Genomic DNA, 14311 nt, shown 5'->3' on the forward strand with positions numbered 1-14311 from the left:
CATAAACATAAATTAATTGAAAAATAATTTATCTAATATTAGCTAATATCCTTTTTAATGTTAATATCTTTTTTAAATATTTGCTAAATTGTATTCCATATCATAGAATGAAAATTAAGTATACTTTAAAATAATTAGTAATTATATTTTATATATCATAATCAACATTAAAAATAGAAACTAGTTCATTGAAGTTAAATATTATTTATTATTAATACAGATTTAGTTATTAATCAATCTTTTTTTCAAATATTTTATTTTATTAATAAATTAATAATAATGTTTAAGACAGTTTAAACAAAATGTATTAAAAAGATTATTCTTAATGATTATAATTTGTAGTAGTCTACTAATTATTACATATCTAAATAATGTTTTTAAATAAAATTTAACGTTACTAGAACAAAAATAAAATACTATCTCAATAATATATTGTTATATATTTTATGTGTTCTAATAGTAACGTGAAGTAAAACGCAAAGTAAATATAATACTTATCAGTATTTATATATAAGTATATAAGGTATACATAGAATATTAAACAATATTCAAATAGATAATCTATCTATACTTCTATACTATCCACAGTATATATAGCATATAGGATAACCTGGAAGGTTTTTCACAATGCAGATAATGCTTAAATCAATACGATAATCTGATAATTGTTAATTGATAAAATTTTTATATACTTTGTATTGTTTTTTCAGAATAAAAGTACTCTGCTATACTCTATTTCTAGTATAGAAGCTCCTACAAAAATAGGACGAATTGGAATTATTTATTAAAAATATACAACCTAAACGCTTTATCTTGCCTATTATAAGTGGATATTCCGATTATTTATCATGGCTGAATAGTATTTTATTGCTATTATTTATTACTACTACTCATATTACTTTAACAAAAATATATGTAATTTAGTAATTTAAGCTTATTTACTTAAAAGTAATTTTTTACAAATGTTATTAACAATAGTCGATTAATTCACATTTTCGTTAACGAAGTTGTCTATATTACTAGCTAAAAATAAAATTTACGTTATAATTCTATTTTAGTGTTATATTACCATAAGTTTAATAATATATAGAAATACATATTTATATGAATTCTGACTAAAAAATTATCAATTAACATTATTTTCGAATATTTCTAAAATAAACTAGTTGAAAATATAAAGTCATGTATAGTATATTCTAAATACGAATATATATATGGTATAGTACAATTCACTGCCCGGATAGCTCAGTCGGTAGAGCAGGGGACTGAAGATCCCCGTGTCCTTGGTTCAATTCCAAGTTCGGGCATAATTCATTTCAAGTAATTATATCTAATTGAAAGCAAATGCTTAAGATTAAAGTATAACTCCTTATTATATGAATAATAAGTTACACCTTTTTCATACACATGCATATAAGAAGCAAAATGCTATAAGCACAACGCATAATCTAATCTAACTATAAGTTTATACATAAAGCTCAGTTGATACTATTCTACCTCACTAAAAATTTAAACGCTGTTTAATTTTAGTATGAAGCTAACAGCTCTCATAACTTGAATAATTTTTACTTGAAATTAAGATAAAATTTATTGAAGATAGTTATAGTAGTCACTACTACTAATAGTAGTGACTGTTTAACTTCTTATCTATTAATCTAATATTAATAGAATTCAATACAATATAGATACTTTTAAAGCTAGATGAAAAGAATTTAGATTACTGAAAAGTATTAGTGGGTCGTGTAGGATTCGAACCTACGACCAATTGATTAAGAGTCAACTGCTCTACCAGCTGAGCTAACGACCCAATGCAGCCCATTATTCTCTTAGCGAGAATAGCTTCAAACATTTTATATTAGTTGAAGAAAAAAGTAATCACGCTTCAATGATTAAAGTTAAACGATTGCTATAATATAGCATTACCTTAGTATCACTTGGATATTTTAAAATATATCGTATCTAAAATAATCTAGATCCTTCATGATACTATAGAATTAGATTTTTTTAAAGAAAAATTTAAAACTATTTCTAGTTGATAAATGGAACTTATTGTTTAATAATATTTTATAGTTTTTATAATTTTTATTTATTAAATCTATTATTTAGATTTGACTGCTCTGATTATATCAGATAATATCAGACTTTAATTTTAAATACTTATTAGCTTATTTAATTATATAAATTTCTCGAATATTAATAAACTAAGAAATGATTAAATCATATAATTCCCTTTTTATAAATAAAAATTGAAAAATTGCAAAATTTTTATTTTCCGCCATTATTATATAGAATATCAATATATTGAGTCGTATCAATATGTGATCTTTTACAATCTTATAATCATAATCAATTATAGATTAATCATTTATACTATGATAGAATTATGTAAGAACAAAGGTATATTATATTAATAATATGGTTATTCTTAATAAGATTAACGATGATATACAACTGAAATTTACAGAAATACTCATTTTGCAACATTATTCTACCAATAAATGAAATCTTACCCAAAGATTGATTCTAGGTGATCATCAATTATAGTAACCTACTTTTCTTAAGCTGAAAAATTTACACTACTAAAATGGCAGTGACAATATTAAATGCTTTTTAATTACTTTATTAATTAAATAAGTTAAATAAATTCTGAAATATGTAAAACTATTATTAAATAAAGCAAAAATAAGATTGACGGAGGAGTAGAGATTCGAACTCTAGAACGCTTTCACGTCGCCGGTTTTCAAGACCGGTGCCTTCAACCACTCGGCCACTCCTCCACACCTAGATTAGAGTATGAATAGGTTTAATCTGGTTGTAAAGAAAATTTTTTATAATCAACTAAAATAGTTATTAGTTTCTTCACTGCTTCTTTTAGAAAGGGTACTAATAGGTACGTTAATATAGAACACTTATAGTAGAAATAGGAATATTATTTAATACTACATAAATCATTTTTATAGTTTATCATTATAGCTTATATATGAGAAAATGTAGTAATGAATTGTTTAATTAAAATATTTTCATATAAGAACAAGTACACATTACAGCATATAATTAGTATCTGTTTTTTATTATCGCTTATACTAGTATTTTTACACTGAAAGCTATTTTGAATACTTTATTTTAACTACCAGAATCCATTTAAATTTTAAACTAATCAATTTTTCATAATTTTTATTCCTAATCATTTTATTATTAATGATCTAGCTAATATTTATTATTTTAATCTGATCAGTTTTTGTAGGTTATATGTTGAGATTACTTACTAAGTAAGCTAATGGTATCCAGCTTCGTATAGCATCGATATACTAATACTAGGATATAATATGATTGTTTTACTGCTTGCAAGCATATATTATTTCTATTTAAAATAGAAATAATTATCTTTTATGATTACTAGTTAAAATTGTTGCAATATTTTGCTATATATCTTTATTTTCTTTGTTTTTTTGTTCTTACAAACATAAGATTATTGTTTTTAACTTAATTGCATTTTTTATTACTTCGAATTTTAAAGAAAAATCTAATATTTTCTATGCAATAGATTTGTTATTCTCTTTTTTATTTGATAACTAAACTAATTAATAAGGAGAGAATCTATGAAATTTAATTATACAGAAATTAATACAGATACGCAAGGGTATTTGATCTATCCACAGGACTGGTCAGAAGCCTTAGCAGAAGAAATTGCCCGTCAAGAAGGTATCACTCTTAGTGAAGCCCACTGGCAAGTAATCTATTTTGTACGCACATTTTATTTACGATATAATACATCACCATCAATGCGACTATTGGTGAAAGCTATGGCACAAGTTTATGGGGAAAAAAAAGGTAACAGTCGTTATCTTTTTCGTTTATTTCCTGGCGGTCCTGCTAAATATGCAACTAAAATTGCTGGTTTACCTAAACCAGTCAAATGTCTATAGAAAATAAGCTTTTTAAAATAAAATGCTACGACTATTTATATGAAGTTGAAAACATACTAGGATCTATAGATTTTGATAGTCATCAAAATTTTAAATTTAAATATAAATATCTCATATCTAAAGTTTTAACTCATATTTAATGAGACATAAAAAACAAAAAATCCTATGCTTATCCGTTGATCTAAGCTGATATACATATCAACTCTTAAGTTTGTAAAAATGTATGTGACGATTTTATTTTAACCTAAATGGAAAGATTTGCTTATTATTTAAGTATAAAAGAAGACGAATTGTTTCACTCGACAAACAGCATAGATTACTTTTAACATTTTTATAAAAAGATTAGTTTATAGTTATTTTAATAACTAATTTTTTATGAAAATACAAAAGTCTTTTAGACTAGCGATAAAAATTAGCTATGAGTCAAGTTTAACCAAGTATACAAATATTTTGTAGGTAAATATATATAACTTAGATATTAAGTTTTGCTAAAAAAGATACATCTACTAGATCTACTAAGAATTCTTTTAATAGCCTTAAAACGATTAGTTAGTAATATACTAACTATCATCTTATTAGATACTGCATGAAATAATAATTAACAAAAAATAATATCATCTAGCATATTAAGAAATAGATTCTAGTATAGAATTTCTACTGAATATATAACAGTTTAATATGATTATGTTATTTTAATCACTACCATTTATTATTTTCAGGTATTATAGATTGACTAGCACTGTTGATAGATTATTTTATAATTTCTATATAAAATTACTAATATACCCTTTAAATGAAGAGAATAGAATTAATTTAACTAATTTTTAATAAAATTAATAATATATTAGTTACGTTTATAGTATCCTTCGTTAATCAATTTATTTTACTTAGTTAAAATTCAATAAACAAAAGTCTAATCTGCTTACTACATATTGCGAGATAGCAATAATTATTAGCAACTTTGTACATTCACAATTTAAACATTCTGCTATATCTATCTGCTACTGACATAGAAAGTTTAAAAACTTATATTTTATAATACTATTACTTAATTATATCTTATTAGCAATATCTTTGTCTTAAAGCAGATAAATACCTTCTATATCTGGCTATTTAATGGAATGATTCAGATAGCCAGAAATACTTCTCAAACAGGTATAAAATCCATTATCCATTTTATAGTTATTAATAATTTTTATTATTAATTTTTGCGATAAATTTTATCATTTGAATATAATAAATATTGCTTGATAAATAATAAATAATGAAACTACAACTTTTGTATCATTTTAGCCAAAGCTAATCTTGAATATTGATAATTTTAAAGATAATACTGTCGATATTATTAGCAGTTATAAATTTTTAGTTAATTATTCACTAATGTTTTACATAAGAGTAGACATATACTAATAAACTCCAATTCCAAATAATATAAAAATAATTTACTATTACTACGATAATTAGCATAGTTCAGCGAAAATACTGCTGTTTATCATAAATAAATATTATAATTATAAGTAGATATAGATGGCATTATTTATTTTTACCTTGTAACATTCTCGGGTATGAATATCTGTTGTTATATGATAATGATACTAGTCTAGTACTATATAAAATAGCTATAATACTGCTATTAAACTAATATTAATTCTAACGGACAGTAGATTATTCTATCTGCTGCATATTATAATACTGATCATCTCAGTAAGAAAAATAGAAGTTAATTGCTAGAAGATATAGAAGATATTTCTATCAAAATCACTGATATTAATATTAACAAAATGGTCTTTTTTAATTAAATTAGCTTGATTTCTAACTATAGATATGATTAGTTCAGTAACTCTAAGTACAAATGAAAAATGATATAAAAATGAATTAGCGTTTAAGCTAATATCACTTAATGTCGGAATTTTAAATTAAAAGCAAAGAAATCGCGAAATTATTATATCTTGAAAAGTTTTAAAGATAAATCTATCAGACTTAAAACTATACTAATAAATATTATAAATTATTTTTTAAATATTTGATATGTGTTTAAAATTTTTTCATATTAATACAATTTTTTAGAAAAAAATAAATATTTAATTAGTATTAAAAGATCTTATATACCATAAGACATAATCAATTTCATTATATTAAATTTTTGATAGTTATTATCTTTATTGATATTTATACACATCGCTATTCATCATAAACAATTTATTTAAAACTTAAACGAAATCATCCCTATCTTCATCATAATATTTCCATAATTTAAAAAAAATTATTAAGCCAGTAATTAGATTCAGAAATTTCCATCCTTGAAACAATAAATATATTATACAAAAGTCATGATTAAATAAATTGCTAGTATTATATCTTAATATAATAAGCAGTAATACATAAAATATTAGGTGAGATAATTTATCAGAATTTTTAACATTGATATTAGTATAAATATAAAACAGGATTCTGATATAGCATCATAATGAATATTATTTTAAAAATTAATATCGTTCTCTTTTTAAATTTAGTAACTGTATACTCTATTTAATAGTATATTTTAAATATTGATATTTATTTATATTATATACTAACTGCGCTAAGAGATAACCTACTTTAATAGTTATTGAAAAATTTCGGAATTATCGATGACCTATACTTAGGTTAACTAATATAGTATAATATAACTATTAATTTCTTATTATAAGAAATTTTATCATAATAATTATGTATTAAATATTATATATTCTGCATACTAATTAATATAAAAAATAACAAAGCATGCAATAATTATCGATGATACTAATCGTATACAATTTCATTTATTAGTTATTGATAATAAACAATATGCATAGCATATAAAATTGGCATAAAATAATTAATTAATCTCCATTAATATTGTAACTATTCGGTTGTTCGCAATATAATAGTTATACGTTTATTCCAGTTTAGATTACTAGGAAGGATAGACGAATATAAATAAAAATTATTGATTTTTAGTATCTATTTATTACGTGGTTCAATAAAAATACTAAACATACTAAACAACTGATAAATAAATTTAAAGTTAAATTATTTAATTGTAAGTACTAGTAGTATTTATTTCTATTGCTTATACTATTTAATTTTTATAGGTTTTAATTATTATCCGTTACTATGATAATATCAAAACTCGTAAATACAGTATCAATAATACTAGTGAATGTAAAAAAATTAGCTATTAAAATAAACAGATTGATTATGACAATGAAAAATCACTATTAATATCCATTGTAATTGTTTCATATCCACTTATTTGTTATTAGTTTGATAACTATCTAGCCTGATATAATCACTGTTATTATTCATAAATCTGCATGAGAAAAATGATCTTAGATTATATGCAATATGTATCTATCATCACTAAAATAAATTAATCTTTCCTGATGTTCATTTGCTACAATAGAAGTGTAAAAAAAGAAGTAATTCAGAATTATATATGATGAACGTGAATATATCTTATATATATTTTTATAATACATTACTTTAATGTCATCTATCGTTTGTAGATATAATCTATATAACATTTAATAAAAATAACAAATATTAATATTTTCACATATATATATTAATGTGTTCTTTTTCTAAAAATCTCAATTATAAGAAATTATTTATACTAGTTTTAATTCTGTCTTTTTTGTACTTATTTCTATTAATAGGATGTACTAATTAATAATGCTTTTTAATTTATTGATCTCAAGTTAATTAATGGAACAAAAATATAGATTTCGACTTTATTCAAAACTGAAACGATAACTATATTCATTTTATATACTATAAAATAGAAAAATTAATTATTTAATGATATAAAATTTTATTTTTATAATTATATATAGGAATATACTCAGCATTAAATTTAAGCAGTTATTTACATATGAGTTTTGAATAAATATAAATTTTATCTAGTGATACAACAGAATAATTCCGTAAAATATATTATTTAATGATTATTTTTATACAGCTTGCAGAAAAAAATTAATTATTGACTTTTTTATAACCCCCTTTCTTAGATCTGATTTTTAAATAAAACAGTATCCTTAAGACAGTTCTTCACTACTGATATCTTGATTAAGATATAGATAATAAAATAATTCAAAATATTGAACTACAATTGTAAAATCTATTGTATTTTATTTTTTATATCAACATTTTATGTACTAAACTCTATGTACAAAATTCGCATAAGCGTTACTTGACATAAAGACCAGACCATACGATAATAATTAATATGTTAGTTCATTGATATTTTTATCTGAAGATTCTTTTGTTATTTTCAATACATAGAATTGATATAAGATATATTACTTGAAGTCTTTATAAGTATTAATAAGTATTTAGAAAAAATTTATCTAAACTAACACCGATAAAGTCTACCTTTATATCAGGAAATATGTGATTGACGTGCTTTTTATAATATTACTAACGATACCATACTACAATTCCGCTCGATATAAATTTCTTTTAGAATACTAAATTTATATAGATAATATGAATTTTAGAAGTTGTAATATTGAGTAATGATTTAGCTATTATAGATCTTCCAATAATACATCTGCTATGGCTAGTTAGTATTGCTATAGTTATTATTTGACACTGTTGACCTAAAAGGTGCACTAGAATATTTTAAGCATATCAAAACTCATAAGAGCTTTATAACACCTATTACTTGAATGCTAGTTATAACACTAACTATGGTATCGGTAATAAAGATTAGATAAAGTTTTAGATATCACAAGCTACGCTAGTATACATTTTTTACTACATCCATTACTTAATATAGTTTAGCATATATTCTATAAACTTATGTTGTTCTTCCATTATAAAATGGAAATTATTCTTTATATTTGGAGAGAAGCAAATACTAGATATATTACAACTATTTCGATTTTTTATCACTACTGAATATAAAATTGACATCGTATTTTGCACATCAATGAAAATAACCAAGGCCATAATAAACCATCTACTATACTTCTCCAAAATATTTCTGGATGGAATGAAGCATTAATTAATAAGTATTCAGTCAAGAATACGACTACTTGAGTTAATAATGATAGTGATATTACAACAATAACTTGTTGAAAAATAACCATATTGAGAAATGGATTAAACTTAAATATTGCTAGATAGGTAAGAATAATGAAACCTAAAGAATGTACTCCTAGCGTTGAACCGATAACTAGATCCATTATTAGCCCAAGTATAAACCCAGTACCGAGGTTAACTCGATATGGCAATGCTACCACCCAATAAATAAGTAGCAAATTAAGCAAGGAAGGGCGAAAAAGATATAAATTCGACGGCCATGGCATAATCTGCATAATAATTGCGAAAAAGAATGAAATCCAAATGATATAGCCACTATGGTGATAATACCGGTTCATTATTGTGTATTTCCATACCGAGTACGATTTTATTACTGTCAGTGCTTTTAGTTGCCATTTTATTTAGTTTAGGCTTAGAAATATTTTTATCTAGTGGAAGTTGAGTTATATTATCAGACGGTGACAATACCTGTGACATCATTTTTATCAAACGCTCATTGGCTACTCTATGAACTTTATCAGGTGGAAGCGGTAATTCGCTACGCATATTAGCATTCCATAACAATAATAAATAATTTAAATGCTGAAAACCAGCGCTAGGTCGAGCATGAATAATAGTATAAGCGCGTTTGGTATCAACTTTTACCGAGGATACCACTGCAACAGGATATCCTTCTGGAAATCGACCGCCTAAACCAGAAGTTACCAGTACATCTCCAACACGGATATCAGTATTGCCTGGTAAATGTTCAAGTTTTAAATCCTTGTTACAACCATTTCCGGCAATAATCACACGAATATTATTACGTAATACCTGAATCGGTAACGCATGTGAAGTACCGCAAATTAGCATAACGCGACTGGTAAATTTATTAGTAGCAGTCACTTGGCCTACTACGCCTTTATCACTAATAACTGGTTGACCAACATAAACACCATGATTTAACCCTTTATCGATTATAATATGATCACTATAAAGATCAGTATTAGTAGAAATTGTTCTAGTAATCATTTTATGTTCATTTTTGCGAAGAGGTGAACCCAACAATTCACGAAGGTGGGCGTTTTCCTTTTTATATTGATCCAGCAACAGCTGATCACTGTTTTTTAAAAATAGTTCTTTTCGTAATTTCCGGTTTTCCAATGCTAATTGAATATGTGTTGTTAGAATCTGTGATATATTATCAAAAATCTGACGTGGGCCATCTACAAGGAAGTAGATAGGAGTGATAGCCATATCCATGTACGTACGTATTTTTACGAATATTTCTAGTTTACTATCAGCAAAAATAGTAGCAATAGCTACTATAGCAATTAGAAAAAACCGCAATTGAAAAGAACAACTTCTACTAAAAATTGGCTTCATAAATTATATATTATTTACTCAAGTAAGTCCCTCTTTTTTGAGATAACTCATTCTTCGCTTAAAAAATCACCACCATACATATCGATCATTTCTAATGCCTTTCCTCCACCACGAGCAACACAAGTGAGAGGATCTTCTGCTATGATAACCGGAATACCTGTTTCTTCCATTAACAGAAGATCGAGATTAAGCAGTAAAGCGCCACCGCCAGTAAGAACCATACCACGTTCTGAAATATCGGAGGCTAGTTCTGGCGGACACTGCTCGAGAGCTACCATTACAGCGCTCACGATACCTGTTAATGGTTCCTGCAATGCTTCTAGAATCTCATTAGAATGTAAAGTAAAACCACGCGGAACACCTTCTGCAAGATTTCGTCCGCGTACTTCAATTTCATGTACTTCGTCATCTAAATACGCAGAACCGATACTGTGTTTAATCCGCTCTGCTGTTGCTTCACCGATAAGTGAACCATAATTACGACGCACATAGTTGATAATAGATTCATCAAAACGATCTCCACCAATACGAACAGAAGAAGAATACACTACACCGTTAAGTGAAATAACCGCAACTTCAGTAGTACCTCCACCGATGTCTACCACCATTGAACCTGTTGCTTCGGAGACCGGCAAACCAGCACCGATAGCAGCAGCCATGGGCTCTTCGATTAAAAAAACCTCTCTTGCACCTGCACCCTGAGCAGATTCGCGAATCGCACGGCGCTCTACTTGAGTTGCCCCTACCGGAACACAGACCAGAACACGCGGACTTGGCCGCATAAGACTATTGCTATGAACCTGTTTTATAAAGTGCTGTAACATTTTTTCGGTAACGAAAAAATCAGCAATAACACCATCTTTCATTGGTCGAATAGCTGCGATATTACCAGGCGTACGCCCCAGCATTTGCTTCGCTTCATGACCAACAGCCGCAACGCTTTTCGGTGATCCAGCACGATCTTGACGAATAGCAACAACGGAAGGTTCGTTTAAAACAATACCTTGTCCTTTTACGTAAATGAGGGTATTAGCGGTACCAAGATCGATAGATAAGTCATTAGAAAATATGCCACGAAATTTTTTGAACATGACTGAAGTGTAATCCTACAAACTATAGATAAAAGTAAAACTTGGTTACTTTACCAACTAAAAGTATCGAAAAAAAAGTAAAATACACGAATATTATTAAAATATTCTTATTAATGCTCATATGTATATTTTTCGAAAAATTCTCTGCATTAATTTTAGTATAGTAAAGCAAAATTATCAGTTTTTCTAAAATTTAATATAACGCATATGACATTATTGAAATATATTGAAAGTTAATATCATAATGTATTTCATACTTATCTCGTAAATATTTTAATCATTCGTCAAATGACGTGATTAGTTTAAAAATATTCCTAGCTAACTCTTATAATGATATAATTTAATAAAATTAATAAAGGCTTTCCACTCGTAACGCATCACAAAAATCAGTTAAAAACATGTCAAGACACTTTTAAAAAAACTTATAAAAAATTTAATAACTAATTGATTTAGCTCTGGTTAAGATCACTTATTAAATTGAAATACAATTTAATAACTAATTAATATCAAACTGATACAATTAATATTAATCATGTTAATTCCACTAAGCTAACTATTAGCAAACAAGTGAATCTAACTAGCCGACAAAACAATTTAGATGCATTAATTCCTAAATATTCTACTAGAAATTCTCTTATAGCAGATTCTAATCTAATAAGAATCAATCTATATCGTTTTATGATGGTATTGCATAATCAGAAGTAAATCTATACTGTAAGAATTAATTTATTCTTATTACGAATAATAATATGCAGTTTAATTTGGACAGAAGCGTATAGAGCATAATAATTTGTAGTATTTACAATACTGAGAAAAGCTAGATAATAAATAAGCAATCTAACTATTTCTATATTTCTATAAAAATCTTCTATAACAGATATATTATTTAACATTACTCTTCACACATTTTAAGGCATTTAGTTATCGTAGATTAGCTGGTGATTAATCCTGTAATTCTTATCTTCTAGAGCTTATATTCTATAATTATATTGTTCTGTTCTTATTTAGTTGTAGCAACCGTGTTTATGTAGATAAATAACAGATTTTTCGATAAATCCCGTATATATGGTAGGGAAGTTAACGTTACCAACGGTTATTATATCAGTGATATAATTGTTTTTATAAGCAAAACTATACTAACATAGTTAACATAGAGAAAAGAGAAAAACAAGGAAATAACAAATTAGTGATCAATATATTATATCAATAGCAATTTTACTTATTGATAGCTATTGAATAGCTAAATCTACTATCTAGAAAAAATAGTCTCTTAGAATAAGATATCAAGCTGAGTAACTATGGCAATAGCGGCAGTTAAGGTGTTATTATAAAAAATAATTCAATAAATATTATTATATATTATATAGACTATCTACTGTTAACTACTTAACTAGGAATTATTAATATAATCTAATATGATTTAATTCGATATCCAATAGAATTAACAGTTTTACCAGAAATAAAACATAGCTATTATAGTTAAAAAATCTGCTATTGATTCGTATTGAATATATTGATTTATTAATTAAATAAGCTACTGAAGTTAATAAAACGTACAGAATAGACATTCTCATTATTATTATCTAAAAATAATAATATTAATCAATATTGTAGAAAAAATTATTTTATCGATGATAAAATAAAATATTTTATATAAAGGTATTACGGTTTGATATAATAATACATCTACTATCATCTATTATGTATTCTTGATTATTAGGTCTATATCAAGATACTGTAACTATAAAATGATGATAAGGTAGCGTTCACTATAGAAATATCCTTATAAAAGGATAAAAAGCAAATTTTTAATTATTTGATATATAGAGAACATCTACTTATTATCTGAAATTTAATATTATCGAGTAAATATAATTTTTACGCTCATGTGAATTATAGTACAGGTTCTTCATTATAGTTTTAGGTAAACATAATCAGAAATGTTTAATACTAGAAAAACTATTAATCTTTTATATCTATTAAATATTGTTTAGATGTGAATTAATAGTCTAGATTTATCTAATTCTCTGTATAGAAAATAAATTATTTTATTACTAATTTATACAAATGTACTTTGGCAAAGTATAAATTAAAAAATCGTTTGTAACATTAATACTTCTGATATTTCTTATAAAATTTTTTGTAATAATTATATTAAAGATTAATTTTTTACTTTTTTTCTAATAGCCAGTTGCGTTATCTTGTTTTCCCTTGATAACAAGTTGTTATAAGATATCTTTACAAATTTTTCTAGCAATTTACTAATAAAAATCTAAAAACTGTCATAACATCTAATCTCGTTAGCAAATTAAAAAGAAAAATATGAATTAAAAAATCAAATTATTTGTTATTAGTTATTTCTTAAAGATAATATAAATTAAAGGGAGATCATTGCCAATGGTTAATAAGTTTCATATTTTATTACTTAATGGTCCAAATTTGAATTTGCTTGGTATTCGCGAACCTGACAAATATGGTTATATCACTTTTGATAATATTATAGCGGACCTAAGCATTCTAGCTGGAAGTCTTAAAGCAAAACTTAGCCATTTTCAATCTAATTCAGAACATGCGCTGATTGACCGTATTCATCAATCTCGAGGAAGTATTGATTTTATTATTATTAATCCTGCAGCATTTACTCATACTAGTATCGCTTTACGTGATGCTTTGTTAGCAGTAGAAATACCATTTATTGAGATTCACTTGTCAAATATACATGCACGGGAACCGTTTCGTCATCATTCTTACCTATCTGATATTGCGGTTGGCGTAATATTTGGTCTCGGCGCCGATGGATATCACTTTGCTTTGCAGGCAGCAATCAAACGCTTATCCACATCTAATTAATTAAAGTATGGA

Annotated in this window: 5 protein-coding genes and 3 tRNA genes; 3 read left to right on the plus strand and 5 right to left on the minus strand. The window is 25.5% G+C overall.

Annotated features, from left to right (window positions below):
- Window positions 1-1234 precede the first annotated feature (1234 nt).
- Window positions 1235-1307, plus strand: a tRNA-Phe gene (locus FVIR_RS01355).
- A gap of 427 nt (window positions 1308-1734) precedes the next feature.
- Here FVIR_RS01355 and FVIR_RS01360 read toward each other — a convergent pair.
- A tRNA-Lys gene (locus FVIR_RS01360) sits at window positions 1735-1807 on the minus strand.
- Window positions 1808-2692: 885 nt separating this feature from the next.
- A tRNA-Ser gene (locus FVIR_RS01365) sits at window positions 2693-2777 on the minus strand.
- Between the two features lie 822 nt (window positions 2778-3599).
- Between FVIR_RS01365 and FVIR_RS01370 the strand changes: the two genes are divergently transcribed.
- Complete coding sequence (locus FVIR_RS01370) at window positions 3600-3926, plus strand: TusE/DsrC/DsvC family sulfur relay protein (protein WP_067497994.1); 327 nt, start codon at window positions 3600-3602, stop codon at window positions 3924-3926.
- Between the two features lie 4916 nt (window positions 3927-8842).
- Here FVIR_RS01370 and mreD read toward each other — a convergent pair.
- The 3 genes from mreD to mreB are packed head-to-tail and all read right to left on the minus strand — an operon-like array spanning window position 8843 to window position 11449.
- Window positions 8843-9331, minus strand: coding sequence for a rod shape-determining protein MreD (gene mreD / locus FVIR_RS01375; RefSeq protein ID WP_067497997.1), 489 nt, complete (start codon window positions 9329-9331; stop codon window positions 8843-8845).
- Window positions 9309-10358 carry a rod shape-determining protein MreC gene (gene mreC / locus FVIR_RS01380; protein ID WP_082799138.1) on the minus strand — a complete coding sequence of 350 codons (1050 nt, stop codon included), beginning with the start codon at window positions 10356-10358 and terminating at the stop codon, window positions 9309-9311. Before mreC ends, mreD begins: the two co-directional genes overlap by 23 nt.
- A gap of 47 nt (window positions 10359-10405) precedes the next feature.
- Window positions 10406-11449: a rod shape-determining protein MreB gene (mreB, locus tag FVIR_RS01385; RefSeq protein ID WP_067498000.1), complete on the minus strand. Its 1044-nt coding sequence runs from the start codon at window positions 11447-11449 to the stop codon at window positions 10406-10408.
- Between the two features lie 2397 nt (window positions 11450-13846).
- On the opposite strand from mreB, the gene aroQ reads away from it, so the two are divergent.
- Window positions 13847-14299: a type II 3-dehydroquinate dehydratase gene (gene aroQ / locus FVIR_RS01395; RefSeq protein ID WP_067498006.1), complete on the plus strand. Its 453-nt coding sequence runs from the start codon at window positions 13847-13849 to the stop codon at window positions 14297-14299.
- Window positions 14300-14311: the final 12 nt, after the last annotated feature.

Source organism: Candidatus Gullanella endobia, from assembly GCF_900048035.1.
Classification (GTDB): Bacteria; Pseudomonadota; Gammaproteobacteria; order Enterobacterales; family Enterobacteriaceae; genus Gullanella; species Gullanella endobia.

Coding starts and splice junctions, on each gene's coding strand:
- FVIR_RS01370 (WP_067497994.1), top strand. CDS start 3,600: ATGAAATTTAATTATACAGAAATTAATACAGATACGCAAGGGTATTTG.
- mreD (WP_067497997.1), bottom strand. CDS start 9,331: ATGAACCGGTATTATCACCATAGTGGCTATATCATTTGGATTTCATTC.
- mreC (WP_082799138.1), bottom strand. CDS start 10,358: ATGAAGCCAATTTTTAGTAGAAGTTGTTCTTTTCAATTGCGGTTTTTT.
- mreB (WP_067498000.1), bottom strand. CDS start 11,449: ATGTTCAAAAAATTTCGTGGCATATTTTCTAATGACTTATCTATCGAT.
- aroQ (WP_067498006.1), top strand. CDS start 13,847: ATGGTTAATAAGTTTCATATTTTATTACTTAATGGTCCAAATTTGAAT.